24 protein-coding genes are annotated in these 23,827 nt (G+C 63.7%); 11 read left to right on the forward strand and 13 right to left on the reverse strand.

The window, feature by feature from the left end; genetic code table 11:
• The first annotated feature begins 33 nt into the window (after nucleotides 1-33).
• Together ACVJNE_RS03220 and ACVJNE_RS03225 are read left to right on the forward strand one after the other, a co-directional pair.
• Nucleotides 34-735 carry a DUF1007 family protein gene (locus ACVJNE_RS03220; RefSeq protein ID WP_499562879.1) on the forward strand — a complete coding sequence of 234 codons (702 nt, stop codon included), beginning with the start codon at nucleotides 34-36 and terminating at the stop codon, nucleotides 733-735.
• Nucleotides 732-1,796 carry a nickel/cobalt transporter gene (locus tag ACVJNE_RS03225; RefSeq protein ID WP_499562881.1) on the forward strand — a complete coding sequence of 355 codons (1,065 nt, stop codon included), beginning with the start codon at nucleotides 732-734 and terminating at the stop codon, nucleotides 1,794-1,796. The genes ACVJNE_RS03220 and ACVJNE_RS03225 overlap by 4 nt, the downstream gene beginning before the upstream one ends.
• Here the strand turns inward: ACVJNE_RS03225 and denD are convergent.
• From denD to ACVJNE_RS03250, 5 genes are read right to left on the reverse strand one after another with little or no spacing between them, the layout of a single operon-like run.
• Nucleotides 1,788-2,753 (reverse strand): D-erythronate dehydrogenase, encoded by a 966-nt coding sequence (denD, locus tag ACVJNE_RS03230; RefSeq protein WP_499562883.1) that lies wholly within the window; start codon nucleotides 2,751-2,753, stop codon nucleotides 1,788-1,790. The two genes, ACVJNE_RS03225 and denD, sit on opposite strands and share 9 nt — an antisense overlap.
• Before the next feature lie 2 nt (nucleotides 2,754-2,755).
• Nucleotides 2,756-2,968 carry a hypothetical protein gene (locus ACVJNE_RS03235; protein WP_499562885.1) on the reverse strand — a complete coding sequence of 71 codons (213 nt, stop codon included), beginning with the start codon at nucleotides 2,966-2,968 and terminating at the stop codon, nucleotides 2,756-2,758.
• Nucleotides 2,968-3,726 (reverse strand): SDR family oxidoreductase, encoded by a 759-nt coding sequence (locus ACVJNE_RS03240; protein WP_499562887.1) that lies wholly within the window; start codon nucleotides 3,724-3,726, stop codon nucleotides 2,968-2,970. The genes ACVJNE_RS03235 and ACVJNE_RS03240 overlap by 1 nt, the downstream gene beginning before the upstream one ends.
• 13 nt (nucleotides 3,727-3,739) lie before the next feature.
• Nucleotides 3,740-4,663, reverse strand: coding sequence for a cation diffusion facilitator family transporter (locus ACVJNE_RS03245; protein ID WP_499562889.1), 924 nt, complete (start codon nucleotides 4,661-4,663; stop codon nucleotides 3,740-3,742).
• Between the two features lie 11 nt (nucleotides 4,664-4,674).
• Nucleotides 4,675-5,358 (reverse strand): GNAT family N-acetyltransferase, encoded by a 684-nt coding sequence (locus ACVJNE_RS03250; RefSeq protein WP_499562891.1) that lies wholly within the window; start codon nucleotides 5,356-5,358, stop codon nucleotides 4,675-4,677.
• A gap of 80 nt (nucleotides 5,359-5,438) precedes the next feature.
• Between ACVJNE_RS03250 and ACVJNE_RS03255 the strand changes: the two genes are divergently transcribed.
• Nucleotides 5,439-6,623: a pyridoxal phosphate-dependent aminotransferase gene (locus ACVJNE_RS03255; protein WP_499562893.1), complete on the forward strand. Its 1,185-nt coding sequence runs from the start codon at nucleotides 5,439-5,441 to the stop codon at nucleotides 6,621-6,623.
• A gap of 38 nt (nucleotides 6,624-6,661) precedes the next feature.
• Nucleotides 6,662-7,033, forward strand: a complete 372-nt coding sequence (locus ACVJNE_RS03260) for a YciI family protein (RefSeq protein ID WP_499562895.1) — start codon at nucleotides 6,662-6,664, stop codon at nucleotides 7,031-7,033.
• On the opposite strand, the gene ACVJNE_RS03265 is transcribed toward ACVJNE_RS03260, so the two are convergent.
• The 4 genes from ACVJNE_RS03265 to ACVJNE_RS03280 form a co-directional block, all read right to left on the reverse strand.
• Nucleotides 7,030-8,808 carry an SLC13 family permease gene (locus ACVJNE_RS03265; protein WP_499562896.1) on the reverse strand — a complete coding sequence of 593 codons (1,779 nt, stop codon included), beginning with the start codon at nucleotides 8,806-8,808 and terminating at the stop codon, nucleotides 7,030-7,032. The genes ACVJNE_RS03260 and ACVJNE_RS03265 overlap by 4 nt on opposite strands.
• Before the next feature lie 160 nt (nucleotides 8,809-8,968).
• On the reverse strand, nucleotides 8,969-9,727 hold the full coding sequence (locus ACVJNE_RS03270; protein ID WP_499562898.1) for an SDR family oxidoreductase: 759 nt from the start codon (nucleotides 9,725-9,727) through the stop codon (nucleotides 8,969-8,971).
• Between the two features lie 196 nt (nucleotides 9,728-9,923).
• A complete protein-coding gene (locus ACVJNE_RS03275; protein WP_499562900.1) occupies nucleotides 9,924-10,772 on the reverse strand; it encodes a hypothetical protein in 849 nt (282 codons plus the stop codon).
• Between the two features lie 21 nt (nucleotides 10,773-10,793).
• A complete protein-coding gene (locus ACVJNE_RS03280; protein WP_499562902.1) occupies nucleotides 10,794-11,228 on the reverse strand; it encodes an ABA4-like family protein in 435 nt (144 codons plus the stop codon).
• Between the two features lie 140 nt (nucleotides 11,229-11,368).
• Between ACVJNE_RS03280 and ACVJNE_RS03285 the strand changes: the two genes are divergently transcribed.
• Complete coding sequence (locus ACVJNE_RS03285; RefSeq protein ID WP_499562904.1) at nucleotides 11,369-11,986, forward strand: TetR/AcrR family transcriptional regulator; 618 nt, start codon at nucleotides 11,369-11,371, stop codon at nucleotides 11,984-11,986.
• Nucleotides 11,987-11,992: 6 nt separating this feature from the next.
• On the opposite strand, the gene ACVJNE_RS03290 is transcribed toward ACVJNE_RS03285, so the two are convergent.
• Both ACVJNE_RS03290 and trhO read right to left on the reverse strand, forming a co-directional pair.
• Nucleotides 11,993-12,712, reverse strand: a complete 720-nt coding sequence (locus ACVJNE_RS03290) for a tellurite resistance TerB family protein (RefSeq protein WP_499562906.1) — start codon at nucleotides 12,710-12,712, stop codon at nucleotides 11,993-11,995.
• A gap of 104 nt (nucleotides 12,713-12,816) precedes the next feature.
• The gene (trhO, locus tag ACVJNE_RS03295; RefSeq protein WP_499562908.1) at nucleotides 12,817-13,749 is read right to left on the reverse strand and encodes an oxygen-dependent tRNA uridine(34) hydroxylase TrhO; all 933 of its coding nucleotides are present in this window, start codon (nucleotides 13,747-13,749) and stop codon (nucleotides 12,817-12,819) included.
• A 95-nt stretch (nucleotides 13,750-13,844) separates the two neighbouring features.
• Between trhO and ACVJNE_RS03300 the strand changes: the two genes are divergently transcribed.
• On the forward strand, nucleotides 13,845-14,720 hold the full coding sequence (locus ACVJNE_RS03300; protein WP_499562910.1) for an N-acetylmuramidase domain-containing protein: 876 nt from the start codon (nucleotides 13,845-13,847) through the stop codon (nucleotides 14,718-14,720).
• A 98-nt stretch (nucleotides 14,721-14,818) separates the two neighbouring features.
• Nucleotides 14,819-15,466: a 2-dehydro-3-deoxy-phosphogluconate aldolase gene (locus tag ACVJNE_RS03305; protein ID WP_499562912.1), complete on the forward strand. Its 648-nt coding sequence runs from the start codon at nucleotides 14,819-14,821 to the stop codon at nucleotides 15,464-15,466.
• Nucleotides 15,467-15,544: 78 nt separating this feature from the next.
• Here the strand turns inward: ACVJNE_RS03305 and mepK are convergent, their stop codons facing one another.
• Together mepK and ACVJNE_RS03315 are read right to left on the reverse strand one after the other, a co-directional pair.
• Nucleotides 15,545-17,332 (reverse strand): peptidoglycan L,D-endopeptidase MepK, encoded by a 1,788-nt coding sequence (mepK, locus tag ACVJNE_RS03310; protein WP_499563208.1) that lies wholly within the window; start codon nucleotides 17,330-17,332, stop codon nucleotides 15,545-15,547.
• A gap of 239 nt (nucleotides 17,333-17,571) precedes the next feature.
• On the reverse strand, nucleotides 17,572-19,101 hold the full coding sequence (locus ACVJNE_RS03315; protein WP_499562914.1) for a sigma-54-dependent transcriptional regulator: 1,530 nt from the start codon (nucleotides 19,099-19,101) through the stop codon (nucleotides 17,572-17,574).
• 144 nt (nucleotides 19,102-19,245) lie between these two features.
• Here ACVJNE_RS03315 and ACVJNE_RS03320 point away from each other — a divergent pair, with 144 nt between their 5' ends.
• From ACVJNE_RS03320 to ACVJNE_RS03335, 4 genes are read left to right on the forward strand one after another with little or no spacing between them, the layout of a single operon-like run.
• Nucleotides 19,246-21,081: a M3 family oligoendopeptidase gene (locus ACVJNE_RS03320; RefSeq protein WP_499562916.1), complete on the forward strand. Its 1,836-nt coding sequence runs from the start codon at nucleotides 19,246-19,248 to the stop codon at nucleotides 21,079-21,081.
• Nucleotides 21,082-21,111: 30 nt separating this feature from the next.
• Nucleotides 21,112-22,269, forward strand: coding sequence for an aminodeoxychorismate synthase component I (locus ACVJNE_RS03325; protein WP_499562918.1), 1,158 nt, complete (start codon nucleotides 21,112-21,114; stop codon nucleotides 22,267-22,269).
• Nucleotides 22,218-22,892 (forward strand): aminotransferase class IV family protein, encoded by a 675-nt coding sequence (locus tag ACVJNE_RS03330; protein WP_499562919.1) that lies wholly within the window; start codon nucleotides 22,218-22,220, stop codon nucleotides 22,890-22,892. The genes ACVJNE_RS03325 and ACVJNE_RS03330 overlap by 52 nt, the downstream gene beginning before the upstream one ends.
• Nucleotides 22,889-23,791 (forward strand): heme-dependent oxidative N-demethylase family protein, encoded by a 903-nt coding sequence (locus tag ACVJNE_RS03335; protein WP_499562921.1) that lies wholly within the window; start codon nucleotides 22,889-22,891, stop codon nucleotides 23,789-23,791. The genes ACVJNE_RS03330 and ACVJNE_RS03335 overlap by 4 nt, the downstream gene beginning before the upstream one ends.
• Nucleotides 23,792-23,827 lie beyond the last annotated feature (36 nt).

Genomic DNA, 23,827 nt, shown 5'->3' on the forward strand with positions numbered 1-23,827 from the left:
CGCGGATGTCCCATTTTTGCCCGGTTTCTGCTGATGCTCGGGCGCTCCGAAGAGGGTGGCTCAGCCGTGAACTGCAGAATCAGCAAGCGAACATTGCCGGCCGTCGTCGCAGCGCTTTGCGTTTCGGGCGCAGCCCCTGCTCTGGCACACCCCCATGTCTTCGCTGAAGCGAACCTCGAAGTCGCAATCGATGCGGATCGCAACGTCGTCGCGCTGCGCCATGTCTGGCGTTTCGACGATCTCTTTTCCAGCACCGTGCTTCTGGAGTTCGACAAGAATGCCGACCTCGTGCTGGACAACGCGGAACTCGAGGAAGTCGGTTCGGTCATTCATGAATCGCTTGCCGAGTTCAACTACTTCCAGATCGTCACCGCTGGCGGCAAGGAAGTGGAGATGCTGGCGCCGGATCGCATTATGGCGAATTACGAGGACAACCAGCTTATCGTTCTGTTCGAATCACGCCCTGCAGAACCGCTGCATCTGGACGGCCAGCTCGATTTCGGCGTCTACGACCCGACCTTCTACACCGCGATCGACTTTTACGAAGACAAGAACCTGGTCGTTGCCGATCTTCCGGAAAGCTGCATCCGGACAGTCGTTCGCCCCAATCCGGATGAAGCCATCGCGATGAATCAACAGTCGCTCACCGAGGCCTTCTTCAACGACCCGTCCAACAACGACTATTCCAAGCTTTTCGCGACCCGACTCGAACTGAATTGCACTGGAGAGGGATGACCGGCGTGAAAAAGACGACCACCCGCATAGTCTTCGCGCTGTTGGCGCTGACCTTCATCCTCACCCATTTCGCAGGCCCTGCGCATGCGCAAAGCTCGCTCGGCATCGGAGCGAACGAGGCAACCCTGCCGTCAACCGGTCTGTTTGCAGGCCTGCTGAACTGGGTCAACGCGCAGCAACAAGGCTTTTACCGCTCGCTTACCGGCGCCTTGCGTTCCATGCGCGACGGCGGCGGTGGGGTGTGGATTCTTGTCGGCCTTTCCTTCGCCTACGGCGTTTTCCATGCCGCCGGTCCGGGCCACGGCAAGGCGGTCATCTCCTCCTACATGCTTGCCAACGAGGTTGCCCTGCGGCGCGGCGTGATGCTGTCTTTCGTTTCCGCCATGCTTCAGGCGTTGTCGGCAATTGCCATCATGGGCGCCGTTTTCCTGGTACTGCGCGGGACGGCGATCTCGATGACCGACGCAACGCGTTTCCTCGAGATCGTGAGCTATGTGCTGGTGACGGGCTTCGGCGCTTGGCTGTTGTGGCGCAAGGCCGGCCCATATCTGCGCGGCTTGCTGTTCGGCAATCCGGCCCACAGCCTTTCATCGGCCGCCCATGCGCATGCCGATAACCACCACCATGATCATGGGCATCACCATCACGATCATCACCACGATCACGACCACGCGCATGGCGAGGTCTGTTCGACCTGCGGCCATGCCCACGCGCCCGACCCGAAGCTGATCGCAGGTGAGCATTTCAACTGGAAAACAGCTTGGGCGGCTGTCGTTGCCGTGGGTCTGCGCCCCTGCACCGGCGCGCTGATCGTGCTGTCCTTCGCTTTCCTCAACGGTCTCTGGTTCGGCGGCATCGTCTCGGTCTTCGCCATGGCGATCGGCACCGCGATCACGGTGTCGGCACTGGCCATCATGGCGGTGACGGCGAAGAACTGGGCCGTTGCCTATGCAGGCGATGGACGCACTGGAAACCGGGTGCTCGGCTTGATCGAGATTGCCGGCGCCGGCTTCGTGTTCCTGCTCGGCCTTACGTTGCTGATGGCTGCGCTCTCAGTCTGAGAGCTCATCCTCGATGTGCGCGCGAATGATCTCGTCAAAGCTCGTTTCGGCCTTGAAACCGAGTTCGCCCGCACGGCGCGCCTCGAACCGCGTAGGCCAATTCTTGACCAGCGCCCACACGGTTTCGTCTGGCTCCTCCCGGATCAGGTCGACCGCATCCTGACCGGCCACGCGACGCAGCGCCTCGATCTGCTCGCCGACGGAAACGCCGACGCCCGGCAAGGTGATATTGCGGCGCGGCCCGACCCGGTCGCCATCGAGACCAGCCGCATGAATGAGGAAACCCACTGCCGAACGCGGGCTTGCGTGGGTATGAACCACGTCGCGCGGCACGGGCAGAACCGTCGGCAATCCCACCAACGGCTCGCGGATGATGTTGGAGAAGAAGCCGGAAGCCGCCTTGTTCGGCTTACCCGGTCGCACGCAGATCGTCGGGAACCGGAGACCGATCCCGTCGAAAAAGCCACGCCGGCTGTAATCGTTGAGCAGCGCTTCAGACATCAGCTTCTGCGTGCCGTATGAAGTCAGCGGAACCGTGTGGAAATCGTCGGAAATCACCTCCGGATAGGGACCGCCATAGACGGCAATCGACGAGGTGAAGACGACGCGCGGCGCGTTGCCGGCCTGTCGGATCGCATCAAACAACGCGCGGGTGCCGTCGAGGTTGACACGGTAGCCGAGTTCGAGATTGGCCTCCGCCTCGCCCGAAACCACACCGGCCAGGTGGAACACCAGATCGGGCCTGGGCGCCACGAGCGCGGCCGCCGCACCTTCAGCGGCGAGATCCCCGACATGAACTGTGACATGCATCGCCGGCGAGGACGTCGCATCGAAAGGCGTCACGTCGTGCAGGTCGAGCGCGGCGATTGTCCAGCCGGCCACGGTGCGGTCTTCCATCAGACGCTTGGTCAGCTTGCGGCCGACCATCCCGGCCGCACCCGTCACCAGCACGCGCATGGCTACTCCTCCCCGTTGCCCTTCCGTCGGCTGCGCCCACGCAGCCAGAACACGCCGAAGAAGGCAAGCACGAATGCCACCGCGAGTATGCCGCCAACGAAGGGGGAGGCTTCACCGGCGGCCAGCATCAGCGTCGGCATGTAGAACGCGACGATGCCGAACCCGACCAGTATGACCGCGGCAGCGATCGCCGCATTACGCGTGTCCCGATCCATCAGTTTGTCAAACCGCCGTCGACCGGAATCGCGGTTCCGGTGGTGAACGCAGATTCATCGCCTGCGAGATAGACGGCGAGCGCGGCGATCTCCGATGCTTCGCCAACGCGGCCCATCGGCTGACGGGCCACGAACATCTCGAGCGCCTTGTCCTTGCCGCCCACCGACTGGCCGAGTTCCTCGACGCGCTCCTCCCAGGACGGAGACCGCACGGTGCCGGGGCAGATCGCGTTGCAGCGCACGCCCTTCGTGACGAAGTCCATCGCGACAGCCTTGGTGAGACCGATCACGGCCGCCTTGGAAGCCCCGTAGGCGTAGCGGTTAGGCACCGCCTTCAGCGAAGACGCGCAGGACGACAGGTTGATGATCGAACCCGACGCGCCGGTTTCCCTGGCCCGCTCCAGCATGCCGGGCAGGAACGCGCGGATCGTGCGGTGCATGGCCTTGACGTTGAGGTCGAAGGAAAAATCCCAATCCTTTTCCTCGCAATCGAGCACGGTCCCGTGATGCACGTAACCGGCGACGTTCACCAGAATGTCGATCGAACCAACCTTGGCGGCGTAGGCGTCGACGGCGCGGGTGGACAGCACGTTGAGCTTGCCCTTCTTCGCCCGCGCCAAGCCTTCGAGCTTCGCGCGGTCAACGTCGGTCGCATAAACGGTTGCGCCTTCCTTCACGAAGGCTTCGGCGATCGCGCGTCCGATTCCCTGCCCCGCTGCGGTCACCACCGCGATCTTGCCCTTGAGCCTTCCAGCCATTCCACTTCTCTCCCTAATGCAGATGGACGCCCGCCGGCCGGTCGGCGCAATGCCCGAATTCCGGCTCGACGGTCACATGATCGATTTGATGCACCTTCGCCATGCGCAGCTTGATGTCGCAGATCGCCGCATGCGCGTCGATCCCTTCGCGCAGACAGGCGTGAAGCGTGGCCATGTTGCGTGTCCCGTCCAGCGACCAGACATGCATGTGGTGAATGCCGAGCACACCTCTGACATTCGCTTCGATGTCGCGCGCGATTTCGTCGCGGTCGAGGCCGCTGGGCGTGCCCTCAAGCAGCATGTGGCCGGACTCCCGCACCAGCGACCAGGCGCTTCGAAACAGCAGCAATGCGACCAGCGCCGAAAGGATCGGATCGATGGGATACCAGCCTGTCAACAGGATGATGCCGGCAGCCGCGATTGCCGCGACGGAGCCAAGCAGATCGCCGAGCACGTGCAGGAGCGCCCCGCGCATGTTGAGGTTTTCCCTGTCACCGCCATGCAGAACGAAGAACGCCGCAACATTGACCAGCAGGCCGAGCACGCCGATCACCAGCATTGGCCCGCCCAGGATCGGCGAAGGCTCCGCCATGCGGTGCCAAGCCTCATAGACGATCCAGATACCGATAGCGAAGATCGTCAGCCCGTTTGTGTAGGCAACCAGCGTCTTCACTCGGTCGAAGCCGTAGGTCAGGCGCGCCGTGGCCGCCCTCCCCGCCAAGTGAAACGCATACCAGGCCAGCACCAGCGCAACCGTGTCGGAAAGCATGTGGCCGGCGTCGGCCAGAAGCGCCAGCGACCCGGTGACCAAGCCGCCGATCGCCTCGGCCACCATGAACCCACCCGTCAGACAGGCGGCGACCAGCACCCGCGTCTTGTCGCCCGCGCCGTGGGAATGGCCGTGGCCGGAATGATCGTGCGCGTGGCCATGGGCCATGCCGGCGCTCCTCAGGCTGTCACGGCAGCCCTGATCTCGCCGAGCCGCCTTTTCTGCTGCCCTTCACTATCGAAGTTTTCCGGATCAAGCCACTCCTCAAGGGCGCGGCCTATCGTCGGCCATTCCTTGTCGATCATCGCAAACCATGCGGTGTCGCGATTGCAGCCCTTGACGATGAGATGCTGGCGAAAAACGCCCTCGAAGGAAAACCCGAAACGCAGCGCGGCACTTCGCGACGGCTCGTTCTCGGCATTGCATTTCCACTCGAAGCGGCGATAGCCGAGATCGTCGAAGGCATGCCGTGCGAACAGGTAAAGAGCCTCCGTCGCCGCCGGCTTTCGGGCGACGAGCCCGTTCCAGAGAATGTTGCCGATCTCGATGACGCCGTTGGCCGTATCGATGCGCATAAAGCTCTGGCGACCGGCAACCCGCCCGCTGGCCTTGTCGATCACCGCGAAATAAAGCGGATCGTCGCTCACCGCGGCCTTGTCGAGCCATGGCTGGAAATCTGCCCGGTCCTGTGGCGCGTGGTCATAGAGCCAGCGGAAGCGCGAATCCTTATCCGGTGTCGAAGATGCTTCGAAAAGCGCGTCTCCGTGGCGTGCGGCATTTAGCGGTTCAAGGCGCACATAGCGCCCCTCCATCGGCTCGCGCTCAGGCCGCTGCCGCGGCGTCCATTGGCTCAGATCTTCCATGTGCCCACCAACATTGACAAACAGACGCCAAGCCTCACAAGAACATCGTGCCGGGACAAGAACCAGGGAGGAACGCCCGCATGCTCCAAACGATCGAGGCCTTCGACAGGATCGGCGAGGAGAATGCCTTTGCGGTGCTCGCGCGCGCGACCGCACTGGCACAATCGGGCAAGGACATCATCAATCTGGGCATCGGCCAGCCCGATTTCAGCACGCCGGCGCACATCGTCGACGCAGCCGTTAAGGCCCTGCGCGATGGCCACCATGGCTACACCCCGGCGACCGGTTTGCTGGCGACGCGCGAAGCAGTCGTGCGCCGCACGCTGACCACGACAGGCGTCGAGGTTTCGCCCGAGAATGTGATGATCATGCCAGGCGGCAAGCCGACCATGTTCGCCGCGATCCTGATGTTCGGCGCACCGGGCGTCGACATTCTCTACCCCGATCCGGGCTTTCCGATCTATCGATCGATGATCGAGTTCACCGGTGCGCGCCCGGTGCCTGTGCCGATCCGCGAGGAAAACGGTTTCGCCTTTTCGGCCGATGAGACCCTGTCCCTGATCACGCCGGCAACACGACTGCTGATCGTCAACTCCCCTGCCAATCCCACAGGCGGCGTGACGCCGAGGGCGGAAATCGAGAAGCTGGTGCGCGGCCTCGAGGCGCATCCCCACTTCGCAATCCTCTCCGACGAAATCTACGACGTGATGACCTATGACGGCGAGACGCATACCTCGCTGCTCCAGTTCCCGGAAATCCGCGATCGGCTGATCGTGCTCAACGGCTGGTCGAAGACCTGGGCGATGACCGGCTGGCGCATGGGCTGGTCGATCTGGCCGAACGTCCCGGAGAGCGGCCACCTCTACGACAAGGTGCGCAAGCTTGCGGTCAATTGCTGGTCCTGCGTCAACGCGCCCAGCCAGTTCGCCGGCATCGCCGCCATCGACGGCCCGCAGGAGGAGGTCGAGAAGATGCTCGCGGCCTTCGACCGGCGACGCAGGATCGTCGTGGAAGGCCTGAATGCGCTGCCGGGCTTTTCCTGTATCACCCCCAAGGGCGCGTTCTACGCGTTTCCCAACGTACGGGACACCGGCCGCCCGGCCAAGGCGTTCGCATCGGCCTTGCTGGAAGATGCCGGCGTCGCGCTGATCGGCGGCCCGGATTTCGGCGTCCTCGGAGAAGGCTATCTGCGCCTTTCATACGCCAATTCCGAAGAGAATATTCTGCGGGCCCTGGAAAGAATAGAAAACTTCCTTACCCGCTAGCCGATACAGCACCACCCGACAAAGCCTGGAGGAACCGCATGCTTTACGCGATACTCGCCTATCACGAGGAAGGCGTCGTCGCCGCGATGACGCCGGAAGACGGTGAGGCGTTGATGGGCAACCTGATGAAGGTCCATGACAAGATCAACGAGACCGGCAAGCTGGGACCGGCGGCGCGGCTTGACTTCACCGGCCAGGCGGTAACATTGCGCAGTCCCGAGGCGATGGTCATCGATGGTCCGTTCGCCGAGACGAAGGAGCAGTTGCTCGGCATTTACATGCTGGAGTGCGACTCGCTGGATGCCGCAATCGACGCAGCACGCGAGTTGCGTCGCGTGAACAAGTCCGCCGTCTACGAAATCCGCCCGATCACGCGCTACCTGCCCGGTGTCTCAGTGGCGGAGGTCTAGAGGTCATAGATCAGCCAGATTGCCACGCAGCTTGCGACGGCAACGGCGATGTTCATGGGAATGCCCACTTTCAGGAAGTCGGTGAAACGGTAGTTGCCGGCGCCGTATACCAGCGTGTTCGTCTGGTAGCCGATCGGCGTGGCGAAGCTGGCGCTAGCGCCGATCATCACGGCGATGAGAAATGGCCGTGGGTCGATCCCCATCTGCGTTGCGAGACCGATGGCGATCGGCGCCACGAGAACCGCGACCGCATTGTTGGTAACCAGCTCGGTCAAGGTTGATGAGATCGCGAAGATCGCGACCAGTGTGACCACCGGCGGCATCGTCGCCAGATACGGCGCTAGCGCGTTGACGATGAGCTGGACCCCGCCCGATCGTTCGAGCCCCGCTCCGATAATGAGCATCGAAAAGATCAGCACGAGGATGGAGCCGTCGATGGAACCCCACGCCTCGTCGCTGTCCAGGCAGCGCAGCAGCAGGATCGCCGCCACCGCGAGTAGCGCGAGAATTGCGATGTCCATGACGTTGAAGGCTGCAAGGCCGACGACCGCGGCCAGCGCGCCAAGTGCCACCGGAGCCTTGCTGCGCCGATAAGGCCGCGCGCTGGGTCGCGATACCGAGACGAGACTTGCATCCTCGGTCAATGCGTCGAAATTGTCCGGCGGGCCTTCGAGCAACAGCTTGTCGGCAGGCCTGAGCTTGACGCTTTCAAGGTCGGAGCCGGGGATGTGCCGGTGGCGATGCGCGCCCAGGATGCGCACGCCATAGCGGCGACCCAGCATCAGGTCGCCGATCCGCTCGCCGGTGGTTGCGCGATGCGGGGCAACGACAGCCTCCACCACCACTTTGTCGCCGGCACGCTCCTGGCTGCGGCGCAGGCCAACATGCAGTTCGCTCTTTTCGTTGAGCGTGAGAATCTCCGAAGCAGTGCCCAGGAGGATCAGCGAATCGCCCCGCTTCATCGTGCGCGCGCCGACATTGTCGCGGATGACCTCGCCGCCGCTGCGCAGGCCCAGGACCTTGAGCCCTGCACGATTGAAGTCGCTGATGGCGCCGATCTTCGCCTGGGTATAACGGCCCTCGGCGCGAACGGTCACCTCGGAGAGGAACTCCGTTTCTCCGGCCTGCGCCGTCTCGCCTGCACCGCGCCTGTCAGGCAGCAGGAAACGCCCGAGGAGCAGCATGACCAGTGTTCCAGTAAGCGCTGCAACGATGCCGATCGGGGTTATCTCGAAGATCGAGAACGCCGGCTCGCCGGCATTGCGCGCCACACCGTCGACGAGAATGTTGGTGGACGTGCCGATCAGCGTGCAGGTGCCGCCGAGGATCGCAGCGTAGGAAATTGGGATCAGCAGCCTCGTGGCTGCGATGTCCAGCGTGCGGGCGAGCCGAAAAACGATCGGGATCAGGATCAGCACGACCGGCGTATTGTTCATGAAGGCCGACGCGGCCACCGTGCCGATGAGAAGAGCCGCGACCACCAGGGCCGGATGGTTCGTGGCGCTGGTCGTCAGCCTGCTTGCGAGGTTTTCGAGCACGCCGGTGCGCACCAGCGCGCCCGACAACACGAACATCGCCGCAATGGTTATGGGCGCGGAATTCGAGAAGACGCGCATCGCATCTTCCGGGGTGGTCAAACCCAGCAGAAGGAACGCCGCAGCGCCTCCCGCGGCAGTAACCTCCGGCGGATAGCGTTCGATCACGAAGGCGGCCAGCAGAAGCACCAGCAGCACGAGCGCGATATAGGGTTGAGCCCCGCCAAGAAGCGCTTCCATGTCGAGGTCAGCCTCCGCAATCAATGGCCGTAGATTGTTCTAGCACGGCGGCAGCCACGACCGGCAAGCCCCGACGTCCTGGAGGAAATAGAAATCCCGTCAGCGACGTAAAGTCCAACAACGCCCTATCGAAGTGGCCCGGAAAGCGGGAGGGTTCTTCCTATCCGCGCCCGACAAAGGGCATTTTTGTCGCCATCACGTTCATGAACAGGATATTGGCGTCAAGCGGCAGGCTGGCCATGTGCACGACCGCATTGGCGACGTGCGCGACATCCATGACCGCTTCGGCCCTGACCGAGCCGTCCGCCTGGGGCACGCCCTGCGCCATCGGGGCTGCCATTTCGGTGAGCGCATTGCCGATGTCGACCTGGCCGCAGGCGATGTCGAACGGCCGGCCATCGAGCGCCAGCGTCTTGGTCAGGCCGGTGATGGCGTGTTTGGTGGCCGTATAGGGCACGGAACCCGGACGTGGGGCATAGGCCGAGATCGACCCGTTGTTGATGATGCGACCGCCCTGCGGGGTCTGCCGGCGCATCATGCCGAAGGCCGCCCGCGCACACAGAAACGAACCGGTCAGGTTCACGTCCACGACATCGTGCCAGGTTTCGACCGGAATTTCGTCGATCGGCATGGCCTTGGCACTCATGCCGGCATTGTTGAAGAGAAGGTCGAGCCGGCCGAACTCGTCACCAATGCGCTCGAACAGCCGCTCCACCTGCTCAGGCCGTGAAACGTCGCAAGCAACCGCCAGCGCGCGGCCGCCACCCAACCCATTGGCCGCCTCTGCCGCCTCTTCGAGCCGCCCCAGCGTTCGGCCCGTAAAAATCGTGTCCCAGCCGTTGCGAACCAGCGCGGTGGCAACGCTCTTTCCAACACCGGTGCCGGCACCGGTCACGAGAGCGAATTTTGTTGCGGCCATGAGAACCTCCTCCACGTTTCACCAACGTTGATTTGCAGATGGGAGGCGGGAAGGCAAGTCAGGCAGGTGCTGCCAAAGAAAGGGCGGTCGTAGGGACCGCCCTTAATCTGAATCGTGCTTGGGAGGAGGAAAGCCGATTCGACTTGTTTCAGATTGTACCTGATTCGTTAACGATCGGTTAATGCAGTTTGCCGGCTCATCCCGCAGCCGGCATAAACGGCATGCCCATCAGCGCCTGAACGAAGGTGAAAGCCACAAAGGCCACAAACAGTGCCGCGAAAATCCGCACCGGCCTGCGGTCGGCACCGCCGAAAACGGCAACCGAGACGAGCGCGAACGCCGGGATGAAATGCATCGCGTGGGTGGCGAAGAAATGGGCCACGCGCAGGTCGCCGCCATCACGCGCCCACCCCATGAGCATCAGGCCGCCAGTGTCGCCCGCCTGCCGACCGATGCCGTGTCCACCCAGCCCGCTCATGGTTCCGGCAGTTATCAGTGTCAGCGGCAACACCAGCGCAAGCCCCAGCACGACGCTCTCGCGGAAGGCGGGCGGCATGCGCAGCGCACCGTTGCGCCAAATCTGCCAGGCGAAGACGGCGGACGCGGATGTAATCAACGTCGCTGCGACACCCATCGCCGGATAGATTGCGGCGCCGATTGGCGTTGTGTTGAAGTGGGACGCGGTGCCCATCGCCGCCGCCGCTCCGATCCAGACGATCTCGGCAACCGAAGCCACAACGACTGCTCCGGTAAACCAGCGATACCAGCGCCGGGCGCGGATATCGGTCGGCAGCCAGCGCGCAAAGAACGCCAGCGTGAGAAAATAGACCGTCAGCGAGAACTCGAACTTCAACGGCTTCAGCCAAACGTTCACGCCGTTGAACGTGCGCCCGTCAATGGCATAGGCAAACAATGTCGGCGCCATCGCCGCCATCATCAGAAGCCCCAGGGCGCCGAAGACGGGCTCATGCCTGACAAGCGCATCGAGTGGCCGGCGCCGGTCGATTGTCACGAAGCGGGCTTCCTCGGCAATGGACATGGTCATCGTCATGTTTCCTCACAAAACTCAAGCGGGCTCGAACAGTCGCCGACCGGGGAGTACCGTCCTCAGCGAAATGAATGCGAGATAGCCGGCCGGACCGAACAGGAAGGTCAACGGAAGGCAGGGCAATGCAAGCCAGAATGAAATGCCCTCGGCGCGCGCCGTGCGCACAATCCATGCCCCCACGAACAGGTCGAAGGCGAGGTAGTGTAGCCAACCTGCCAGCAGCAATTCTCGCGTCTGAAACAGCAACGCGACATTATCCAGCGTGTCGAACCCGCCTTCGGCCCCGCTCCAGAAGGCCAGCATCAGCCCGACATAGGCGACCGACGGCAGAGCCGGCACGATTGTGCTCGCGAAACGGTCGGCAAAGCTCGGAAGCCACGGACTTGCGAACAGCGACAGCCATCCGGCGATGGCCACCGGCCCGCTGAGCTGAAATATCGTATCGGCATCCATACCCGTCTCTCCATTCTTGACGCCGTCAAGATTGACTTACGATCTTTACGGCGTCAAGATAAATTTTACATTGGAAAGATTGAATTTCGCACGGTGCTGGTGCATTGCGGACGTGGGAGCTGGTGAAGGACAGGCGGGACATGAAGACGAACGGCGAGCCCGAACGGCAGGGCTATCACCACGGCGATCTGCGGCGTGCACTGCTGGAGGCGGCAGAAATCGAACTTGCCGAAAAGGGACCGGAAGGCTTCACGCTGCGCGGCTGCGCAAAGCGAGCCGGCGTTTCGCACGCCGCCCCCGCCCATCACTTCGGTGACGTGGCCGGGCTGCTTTCAGCCCTTGCCGCCGAAGGTTTCGAACGTTTCCTGAAAACGACCTCCGCGCGCATGGATACGGCGGACCCGGGCGATGCCAGAGCAAGGCTGGTGGCGATGGGGCTGGGCTACATCGAATTCGCTCGCGCCAACCCTGCTCTCTTCACCCTGATGTTCTCATCACGGAAAGTCGACTTTCAGGAAGACAGGCTGCAACGGGCCGCGACCGCGTCGTTCGAGCAACTCGTTGCAGGCGTTGGCGCGGGCGCGGGCGTCGTTCCATTGACGACACGCGAAGGAAGGCGGCAACTCGCCGCCACCTGGGCGATCGTCCACGGCCTCTCGCACCTGCTGCTTTCGCAGCGTATGAAGTTCCTCCAAGATCAGAGCTCGGAGGAACTGGAGGAAGATCTCGCGGCGATCGTTTCGCGCGTGATGGACTGACGCCGCTTACCAGACCGACTGGTTGTCGGTCTTGACCTCGGAGACCGTCGCCTCGACGTGATCGATCAGCGCGTCGGGCAGCTTGAGCCTGCCCGCGAGCATGTCGAGATAGCCGCGCTCTGCCCGCGTTTGCGGTTCGATCGCGAGCCGCGAAGCCGTATAGAGCTCGACCTTCTGCGCGTCGGTCTTCGCAGCGTCGATGAGGGTGTCAAGGTCGACGGGCTTCGACAGCTCGGCAAGCAGGAATTCTTCCGCCTCTTCACCGATGCCCGACAGGCGCAACCGGTCCGCTATCCGGCCTCGTTCGGCCTCGTCGATATGCCCGTCGGCGCGGGCCGCAGCAATCATTGCACGCACGATGACCAGCGCAAACTCTGCCTCGCCCTGCGGTGCCTGCGCGGGATCGAAAGGCGTGTCGGCCGGCGGCGGCAGCAATTCCGGATCGGCTGATTTCTGCGCCTGGCCCGGCTGGTCGCCGTTGCGGTAGTTCTGGTAGGCCTTGTAAGCGAGGCCGGCGACGGCAGCCATGCCACCGATCTTGAGCGCCGAGCCGGTGACCTTGCGGCCGGTGCCAGTGCCGAGCAGGACCGCTGCCAGGGCGCCTGCAGCCAGCGGATTGTCCCGCGCCATCTGGGCGGCCTGACCAGCCTTGTCGCGAACGGTCGATTCGGTTCCGGGAACCTTCGAACCGAGCAGGTCATCCAGCAGCTTCCTGGGATCGAGCATCGGGGCACTCCTTGCAACTTCGTTTCGCTCTACGCCGCTGTCGCGACAACCTGCCAGAAGTAGGCAGCCGACAGCGACATTGCAATGACAGGAGCTACCGCGCCTTAGCGGCCGATATGAGGCTTCGCCCCTCGCCTGCTGGCAAGTTCCACCTGTCGATGGCGTTCGGCGTAGCGGGCACGATCGGCTTCGCTGCGGCTCTCGTGGCAGCGATGGCACGACACGCCTTCGACAAAGAAGGTCGATTGCTTATCCGCTGCGGTCAGAGGATGCCGGCATGCCCGGCAAAGTTCCGCCTCGCCTTCACGCAGACCGTGGGTCACGGACACGCGCTCGTCGAAGACAAAGCACTCGCCATCCCACAGGCTTTGCTCCTGCGGCATGTCCTCAAGGTATTTCAGGATCCCGCCCTTGAGATGGTAGACGTCTTCGATGCCGATCGAGCGCATATAGGCCGTCGCCTTTTCGCAGCGGATGCCGCCGGTACAGAACATCGCCACCTTGCGCCCGGCAAGGTCCTCGCGCCGCGCCGCGGCCCAGCCTGGAAACTCGCGGAAACTCGCCGTACCCGGATCGACGGCGCCACGAAAAGTACCGATGGCCGTCTCGTAGTCGTTGCGCGTGTCGATCACCACCGTTTCGGGATCGGCGATGAGCGCGTTCCAGTCCTGCGGCTCGATATAGGTGCCGGCATCCCGCGCGGGGTCCAGATCCTCGACCCCCATGGTGACGATCTCGCGCTTGAGCCGCACCTTCATGCGATGGAACGGCATATCGGACGCCGTGCTGTACTTCACCTCAAGCCCGGCCAGCGCCGGGATCGCTTCGAGATGGGCGACCAGTTCGGCAATCGCATCGTGGCTGCCGGCGACCGTGCCGTTGATGCCCTCATGGGCGAGCAGCAGCGTGCCCCTTATGCCGCGCGCGCAGCAGAATTCGGCGAGTGGCATGCGCAGCTCGCGCCACTGCGGCAGCGCTGCGAAGCGGTAGAGCGCGGCAACAAGAAAGACGGAACCTGTGGGGTCAGAACGATCCATGGCGCGCTCCTATCGCTCTGGTGTGCCGGTTTCAAGGCGTTTGTCCACCTCCCCCAAACCCGGTCGACAATGCGTCTCGGCCAAGGAGATGCGACATGCTGGGTGAAGCGGTGCTGACTGAAATCGAAAAGATCGCGGAGCGGCTGGGTATCGAGCCGGCGGCACTCGCTGCGGTCGCGCATATAGAAAGCGGCTTGAGAACCCACGCCATGGTCGGCGGCAGGGCGGAGCCGCTGATCCGTTTCGAGGGGCATTATTTCGACAGGCGCCTATCGGGCGCGAAGCGCGAGGAAGCGCGCCTTAGCGGCCTGGCCTCTCCCGATGCAGGCGCGATCGCCAACCCTGCATCCCAGTCGGCACGCTGGTCGCTACTAGCGCGCGCTGCCCGGATCGACCGGCGGGCAGCATACGAGTCCGTTTCCTGGGGCATCGGCCAGGTCATGGGCGCGCACTGGGCCTGGCTCGGCTACGCCAGCGTCGATGCGCTTGTCGATGAGGCACGGTCCGGCACCGCCGGTCAGCTCAATCTCATGGCGCGCTATATCGACAAGGCCGGTCTGGCCGAGGCGCTGCGCCGGCGCGACTGGGCTGGCTTTGCACGCGGATATAACGGCCCCGGCTTTCGCAAGAACGGCTACGACCGGAAGCTTGCCAAGGCTTACACCCGATACAGCCGGGGCAATGCCGGGCCGCCCTCCGCTCTCCTGCGGCGCGGCATGCGTGGTGACGGGGTACGAAACCTGCAAATCCGCCTGAATGGACACGGCTTTTCGCTGCGCATCGATGGCGTATTCGGCCCGCAAACCGAGGACGCCGTCCGCCGCTTTCAGGATCGGCGGGGACTGCTGGTCGACGGCATCGTAGGCCCGGCCACCATGGCGGCGCTGGAGAAGCGCGAAAGCGGCGGCTTCTCACTCTCCGGATGGTTCGAGAATCTCCTGAAGAGGCTCTTCGGCCGGGCAACCTTTTGACGGCGGCGCGCACGACTCGTATTGGCGTGGACAGTCCGGCGGCGCTCTGCTAGAGCCGGCACAGACCTAAATCGATTGAATTTCAGATGGAGCGGCCCATGCCATCCGGCACGCAGAAAACTGACGAGCTTCTCAAGATCATGCAGGGCCAGCCGGTGATACCGGTCCTCAAGATCGATCGTCTCGCGGACGCCGTCCCGCTGGCGCGCGCGCTGGCTCGCGGCGGCCTGCCGGCGGTGGAAATCACGCTGCGCACGCCGGTCGCGCTGGACGCGATCCGCGCGGTCGCGGCGGAGGTGCCCGAGGCGATAGTGGGCGCCGGCACGATCCTCAATCCCGACCAGTTCGAAGAAGCGGTTTCCGCCGGCGCGCGGTTCATCGTCAGCCCCGGAACGACAACGTCTCTCATCGACGCCGCCGCCTCGAGCCCCGTGCCGCTGCTGCCGGGCGCGATCACTCCCGGTGAGCTCATGGCCGCAGCCGAACGCGGCTACTCGCTGCTGAAATTCTTCCCCGCCGAACAGGCCGGTGGCGCCGAATTCCTGAAATCGCTCGCCTCACCTTTCGCCGGCATCCGCTTCTGCCCGACCGGGGGCATCGGCGCCGGCAACGCAGCAGATTATCTCTCGCTGCCTAATGTCATCTGCGTCGGCGGCTCGTGGGTGGCGCCGGACGGTCTCGTGGCCGGAGGCAAGTGGGATGAGATCGAGGCCCTGGCAAAGGCTGCAGCCAACCTCCAGCGCTGACAACAGGCCTCACATAACAAAGCGCGTGGCGATCTTTCGGATCGATCCACGCGCTTCGATTTTCGCTTCTCGCTCGCCTCAGTTCGTGGCGAACTTGGCAGCAGGCAGGAATGTTACGGCCTTGCCGGTGAAACGATTGACGTCATCACGCGGCGTGTCGCGCTGGAAGCCGGTCGTGTAGACCATCTGCGGCGCGCTCCAGACTGTATCGTAAGCCTTGTCGGGTCGCTTCGTGCCACCGGCGGTCGCCACGGTCACGTCACGGCGGAAAGCCCAGCGCGTCAACTCGTGCTCGACCGGTACGGCAACCGACTTGCGTCCGGGCCGCGCATCGTTGGCACGGGGCTTGCCAGACTTTTCGGTGGTACGCACGCCGGACTCCAGCGCCGAGGTGGCATCGGTTCCAGCCTCGCGGCCGATCACCGCAACGCGCGGCGATGCGGAAAGCGATGCAAGCCGTTCATCCTTGCGTGGCGTCGACGTGAGCGCGACCGGCAGCTCGGCAGGGCGCCCAGCCTCCTCGTTCACGCTCGGCAGCGACGCCAGCACGAAGACATCTCCGCGGTCCGCAGTCGGGCTGGTGAGGGCAGCGACTTGTTTTTCATCCAGCGAAGTGTCCGATTGCGTTGGACGCAAGTGTGGAACCGGAGGATTGATGACCACGTCGGCACGCGCTTCGGCTGCCGTCATCGCCAGCATTTCCGTGATCGCAGTCGTTCCGCCGCCCCGTGGCTGCGGCGCTGCGATAGCAGAAACAGGGAGATTCGGCGCGGGCACTTCGGCTGCAGCAAGCTGCACGGCGGGCTCAGGCGCGTAATCCGGCCGCCGCGTGGGCACTGGCATGTTGAGCGCTGCAACCTCGACCGCGGGGGCCTCGGCCAGCGCAGGCGCCGCGGGCTGCTCCGGCAGTCCGGGGATCAGTGGAGCGGCAGCCGGCGCGCCTACGTCCACGATCGGACGCGGGGCGGCTCCCGGTACAGGCACGCTGCGGGCCGGAAGCGCCGCAATGATCGTCTCCGGTGTTTCCGCAACCGGCGCGGGCTGTGCCGCAGGACGCGAAGGTGCGGCGGAAGCCACAGCCGCCGACGGCGTAGGTGCTGATTCCGCCTGGCCGCGATTGCCGTTGCCGAACAGCGCGCTCAGCAATCCGCCGCCGGAACCGCCGCCACGCTCGGAACCGGCATCGGCGCTGGCGATCTGGACAGTTGCGCCTGAAGCGCGGCGCGACTTGTAAGCGGCCATGGCCTGCTGATAGCCGGGCAGCGGCTTGCCATCGCTGGGCAGATGAATGGTCTTGCCATCGGGGAACAGCGCGACAAGCTCCTTACGGCTCATGCGCGGCCACGAACGGACATTGCCGACGTCCAGGTGAACGAAGGGCGACCCGGACTTGGGATAATAGCCCACACCGCCGCCCTCGGCCTTGAAAGCGGCTGCCCGCAGCTTGGAAAGCGAAACGCCCGGAATATAAAAGTCCATCGCCTTGCCCAGCATGTGCTGGCTTTTCTCGGCGACACCGGACGAGCGGCTGCGCAGCATCGAGTTGGTTGCCGGCGAGCGATATGCGGACACGACATGGATGTAGTCGCGCGCGCCGACCGAACGATAGACCGACCACACGAGATCGAGCAGCTTCGGATCCATCTTGGCCGGCTCATTGCGGCGCCAGTCGCGTAGGAAACGATTGATCTCGTTGAGACCGCGCTGGTCGTAGCGACCGTTGCGCATATACGTGATCTCTGCGCGTTCCTTGGTGTGGATGAAGTACAGCTTGAGGCTGCGCGTCTGCGCATTGGCCGGTGCTGCTGCGGAGAGGAAAACAATCGCTGCGAGCGCGAGGCAGCCCAGCCATCCAAGCCGGGACATACCCTCAAACCGCCGCACGATGTCAGTTCGGTTCAGAATGCTCAAAACGCGTCGCCTATCGGCTATTGATTGGTCCCCGAAACAAAAGCCGGGGCGATTCCGCCCAACTATCGCTTCTAATGGTTAATCCCCGCTTATTAAAGCAGGAATGCGCAAAGACCATGGCGACATCGTGGCGTTTCTCCACAATAGATCGCATGGTAAACCGATCAATAACAAGGGCTTCTTGCGTGTGGCTGTCAGGAGGCCATCCTGTCGGAGCGCCCCTCCTCAGGTTCGATGCCCATTTCCTTGAGCTTGCGATAGAGCGTCGACCTGCCGATGCCCAGTCGCCGCGCGACTTCGCTCATCTGGCCCTTGTAGTGCTCGATGGCCAATCGGATCATCTCATTCTCGACATCGGCCAGCGGCCGCACGTTACCCCGTTCGTCAAGCGCCCGCATCAGTCCGAAGCGTGGCTCCGAGGGCTTCGCAGATGGCATGGCCGAATCTGCTGACGCCACGCGCTGGGCCTCGCTCCTTTCACCGATCTCGGGAATACCCCCCGCCGCTGCGGTATCCAGCACGGACTCGTCTATGCCTTCAACCTGCGCCTTGATCTGCGGAAACTCGTCTGCCGTGAGCACATTGCCTTCGGCAAGCACGACGGCCCGGAAGATCGCATTCTCGAGCTGCCTGATGTTGCCCGGCCAGTCATAGGCCTTCAGCATGGCAAGCGCACCGGACGAGATTCCGTGGATCTTGTCGCGCGCTTCTGCCGGGCCGACGCGTGAAATGAAGTGCTGCACCAGCATCGGAATGTCCTCGCGCCGGTCGCGAAGCGGCGGCACGTGGATCGGAAAGACGTTGAGCCGGTAGAAAAGGTCCTCGCGGAACTCGCCGTCCTTCACTCGCTGCAGAAGGTCGCGGTGGGTCGCCGATATCAGCCTGATATCGACCTTAACCGTAGAGCGCGCGCCTACCGGATCGACCTCACCCTCCTGCACGGCGCGCAACAGCTTGACCTGCACGTCGAGCGGCAGATCGCCGATCTCGTCGAGGAACAGCGTGCCCCCATTGGCTTCCACGAACTTGCCGGTGTGCTTTTCCGTAGCGCCTGTGAAAGACCCCTTTTCGTGGCCGAACAGGATGCTTTCCACAAGATTGTCGGGGATGGCGCCGCAGTTGACCGTGACGAAAGGTTTGCCCTTGCGATCGGACGATCCCTGGATGGCACGGGCGACAAGTTCCTTGCCGACGCCGGACTCTCCCTCAATCAGGATCGGAATATTGGAGGATGCAGCCTTGCGCGCCAGACCGATGACCCGCTCCATGGTCGGGCTGCCAGTGACGAGGTCCTTGAAGGTCAGTGCCCCGGCCGCCCCCTTGCGCGCCCGCTTGGCCTCCCCTTCGAAGGCTTCCACCTTCACCGCATTGGCGAGCGCGACCTGCAGTCGCTCGGGCGACGCCGGCTTGACGACGAAATCGAACGCACCGGCCCGCATCGCCGACACCGCGGTGTCGATGCTGCCCTTTGCGGTCTGCACGATCACCGGGACATAGATTTCCCGCTCGCGCATCCGTTTCAGCACTTCAAGCCCGTCCACGCCAGGCATGACGAGGTCAAGGATCACGACGGCGATGTCGCGGCCGCGCGGGCCGTCCATCGCCGCAAGCGCGGCTTCGCCGCCGTCGGCAACAAGCGTTTCATAACCGAACTTGCTGACCGCGGCTTCGACAATGCGGCGTTGGACCGGATCGTCATCGACAATGAGTACTGGGCGTGCCATGGAACTTTCTTGAGATCTCGCTAGGCTGGACCGATGTGAGTTGGATCAACATGGCACAGCCGTCTAAACACGGCCTCAAGAAACCCGGTGAACGGTTGCTTGCCATTTTCTCTAAAAAACGAATGAAGCATGCGAGCGAGTTTTATGTCGTCTCTGGATAACCGCGCCAACGCCCCTGCCACCGGCTCCAAGGAAAGCGCTTCCGTGCGCGAAAGATTGCCGGAATGGAACCTGGCGGACCTCTATCCCGCCATGGATGCGCCCGAGTTCAAGCGCGATCTCACGCAGGTTGCGGCCGATGCCGATGCCTTCGAGAAGCGCTGGAAAGGCAAGCTCGCCGAGGAAGCCGGCAAGGGCGGCGGGCTCGGTGCTGCCGTGCGTGAATACGAGGCGCTTGAGGACCTGATGGGACGCATCGGCTCCTATGCAGGCCTGCTCTATGCCGGCGACACCTCGGATCCGGCGCGCGCCAAGCTTTACGGCGACGTGCAGGAGAAACTGACGGACGCCAGCGCGCACATGCTGTTCTTCACACTGGAGCTCAACCTTGTCGATGACGCGCTGATCGAGGCCGCGCTGGATGCCGACCCGGTGCTCGGCCACTACCGGCCCTGGGTGCTCGACCTGCGCAAGGACAAGCCTTTCCAGCTCGAAGACCGCATCGAGCAGCTATTCCATGAAAAGTCGATCACGGGCCGAGGCGCCTGGAACCGCCTGTTCGACGAGACGATGACCGCGCTGCGCTTCGACGTCGACGGCGAAAAGCTGGCGCTGGAACCGACGCTGAACAGGCTGCAGGATCCGGACGGCAAGGTGAGGCAGAAAGCCTCGGAAGCGCTCGCCTCGACCTTCCGCGAGAATCTGCGAACCTTCACGCTCATCACCAACACGCTTGCTAAGGACAAGGAAATTTCGGATCGCTGGCGCGGCTTCGAGGACATCGCGGATTCGCGCCACCTCGCCAATCGCGTCGAGCGCGACGTGGTCGACGCGCTGGCAGCCGCTGTGAGGGAAGCCTATCCGCGCCTGTCGCACCGCTATTACGCCATGAAGGCGAAGTGGCTCGGCATGGACCAGATGAACCACTGGGACCGCAACGCGCCGCTTCCCGAAACCCCGCAGGCGGAGATCGGCTGGGCGGAAGCGAAGAACACGGTCCTGTCAGCCTATGGCCACTTCGACCCGAGAATGGCCGAGATCGCCGGCCAGTTCTTCGACAAGAACTGGATCGACGCGCCGGTTCGCCCGGGCAAGTCGCCGGGCGCCTTCGCGCACCCGACGGTGCCTTCCGCGCACCCCTACGTGCTTCTCAACTACATGGGCAAGCCGCGCGACGTGATGACGCTGGCGCACGAGCTGGGCCACGGCGTTCACCAGGTGCTCGCCGCACGCCAGGGCGCGCTGATGGCCTCGACCCCGCTGACGCTCGCGGAGACGGCATCCGTCTTCGGCGAGATGCTGACCTTCCGCTCGCTGCTCGACCGCACCAGGGACCGGCGCGAGCGCAAGGCGATGCTCGCCCAGAAGGTCGAGGACATGATCAACACGGTCGTGCGCCAGATCGCCTTCTACGAGTTCGAGCGCAAGCTTCACACCGAGCGCCGCAATGGCGAGCTGACCTCGGACCAGATCGGCGAGCTGTGGCTGCAGGTTCAGACCGAGAGCCTCGGGCCGGCGATCCGGCTGCGAGAAGGATACGAAACCTTCTGGGCCTATATCCCGCACTTCATCCACTCGCCGTTCTATGTATACGCCTACGCTTTCGGCGACTGCCTCGTGAACTCGCTCTACGCCGTTTACCAGAACGCCGAGAGCGGCTTCCAGGAGAAGTATTTCGAGATGCTCAAGGCCGGCGGCACCAAGCACCATTCCGAGCTGCTGGCGCCCTTCGGCCTCGATGCGTCCGACCCGGCCTTCTGGGGCAAGGGGCTGTCGGTGATCGAGGCGCTGATCGACGAACTCGAGGCCATGGACGCCTGACGCGGCGAGCGGCAGGCGCGGCGCGCGACGATGCATCCGCGACGAGGACTGGCTTACTTCCGGAACGACCTGGAAGGCCACGAGACATTGTTTGCCGAGCCGCGCGATACGATCGTCGCGTGGGACCCCGGCGGATTCCTGTCGGCGCTCGATCTCGTCGAGCAAGCGCAGCGGGCGGGTCGGTGGCTCGCCGGATACATGTCTTACGAAGCAGGCTATCTGCTCGACCCGGCGCTGCGCGATTTCCTGCCGCCGGACCGCCAGTCGCCTCTCCTGTGCTTCGGCGTTTTTGACGGCCCCGCAGACCCGGCATCGCTCGAAAGCGGCACAGCCAGCGACGAGTCCCCGCCGTTCATCGCCGAACCGCGCGCCACATGGACGGCGGCGCAATACCATCGACGCTTCGGCAGGCTGCACCGGCACCTGCGCGAAGGCGATTGCTATCAGGCGAACCTCACCTTTCCCGTCGAGGCGCGCTGGGGCGGCGAGCCGTTCGCCCTCTTCCATTCGCTGATGGAACGGCAGCCGGTGCGCTACGGCGCTTTCATCGATCTCGACGGTCCCGTTGTGCTGTCACGCTCGCCCGAACTTTTCTTCGAGGTTTCCGACGATCGCTGGATCGACGCACTACCGATGAAGGGAACCGCGCCGCGCGGGCAAACACCCGAGGAAGACGACGCGCAGCGGACATTCCTGCGCAACGATCCGAAGAACCAGGCGGAAAACCGCATGATCGTCGACCTGCTGCGCAACGACATCTCGCGCATCAGCGAGGTGGGCACGCTGGACGTCCCCGAACTCTTCAGCGTCGAAACCTACCCGACCGTGCACCAGATGGTCAGCCGCGTTCGCGCGCGCCTGCTGGAAGGCACCGGCTTTCGCGACATGCTGGGCGCGCTGTTTCCCTGCGGTTCCATCACAGGAGCGCCCAAGATCAGCGCGATGAAGATCCTGCACGCGCTGGAAGACACGCCGCGCGACGTCTATTGCGGGGCAATCGGCTGGATCGCGCCGGCTGGCCGGATGCGCTTCAGCGTCGCCATCCGCACGATTTCGCTGTTTCCCGAAGGCCGCGCCGTGTTCAATGTCGGCGGCGGCGTCGTGTTCGATTCCACCGCCGAGGGAGAATATGCCGAATGTCTGCTGAAAGGCCGTTTCGCCACGGGGGAGAAACCGGCTTCCATCTGATCGAGACCATGCGCCGCGAAGTGGATGGCACGGTCCCGCGGCTGGACCTCCATCTTGCGCGGCTGAGCGCTTCCGCCTCAGCGGTGGGCTTTGCCTGCGACATCGGAAAAATTGCCGCGCAACTCGAAACCATCGAAGCCGCGGACCACCCGCTAAGGGTTCGCCTAGCACTGTGGAAGGACGGTTCCAGCGATGTCGAAATCACACCTTTCGTTGCAGTAGATACGGACACCGTGTGGACGCTCCGACTTGCAGCTGAACGGCTGAATTCAGCCGATCCTCTGCTGCGCCACAAGACATCGCGCCGCGCCGTCTATGACAGTGCACGGTCCGAGTTCTCACGCGCCGAGGCTGACGAGGTCCTGCTCCTGAATGAAAAGGGAGAGCTCTGCGAGGGCACCATCACCACTTTGTTTGCCAGAATCGATGACGGCCTGCTGGTCACGCCGCCGCTCGAATGCGGCCTGCTGGCCGGTGTCCTGCGCGCCGACCTGATCGCGCTGGGGCTGGCGCGGGAGCACGTGTTGACGCCAGAAGACGCTTTCTCCGCCCGGGAATTGTTCGTCGGCAATTCACTGAGGGGGCTTGTTCCGGCGCGTCTGGACGCGAAAATGCGGGCATGACTTTTGCCCACACTCCATATGATGGCTCCTCGCAACCCTTCACGATCGGCCTGAAGCCCCTCGATCCTGCCGCATGGCTCGAGGTCGACGAACTCTACGGGCCGTATCTGACGGAAAAGCAGCGCCTCTACGCCGAACGGCCGGGCGACGTATTCGCGGCTCAGGCTGATACGCGCGAGGCTCAGCAGGAGGTTGCCGAGCTAGTCGCGGCACACATGGACGCGCATTTTCCGCAGCTCGGGCTTCCTGCACTCGACCCCGCCGACCCGCCCCTTAAAGCCGCCTCGCTCATGGTGCAGGAAGATCTGGTGCTGATGCGCAAGGGCGAGGATGGCTGGCGGCTCGCAGCAGCATCGCTCTGTTTTCCATCGTCGTGGTCGCTTGCGGAGAAATTCGGACGGCCGCTGGCCGACATCCACGAACCGGTGCCAGGTTTCAGGCGCGACACCCGCAACGCGGAACTGATCGAACGCATGTTCGACAAGCTGCAAGGTCAGGTCGTGCTGCGCTGGAACTGGTCGCTGCAGAACAATCCGGCGCTCTACCACCCGCTATCGAATGCCGAGCGCGAAGTACGGGCAAGCGACAGCCCGACGCGTTTCAGCGAGCTGGACCCCGCCGCCAGCGCCTTCATACGTGTCGAGCGCCAGACGCTCCGCAAGCTACCCCGGTCCGGTGACATCCTGTTTACGATCCGCATCTTTCTCGACCCGATGAAGCGATTGAGCGAACATCCAGACAGAAAACGCCTCGCCGGCTCGTTTGCCGATCAACTGGTAGGTCTTGACCCGGAACAGCTTGAATACAAGGGGCTCAGCGCCGAGCGGGACCGGCTGGCAGCGGCGCTGCGGGCCATTGCGGAGCGCGAAGCGGGAACGCATGCAACGCAGCCGTGTTGATTGTGTCATGGTTCCGTGATTAAGGCCGAACCATCG

This window comes from Mesorhizobium sp. DxT (assembly GCF_058448885.1).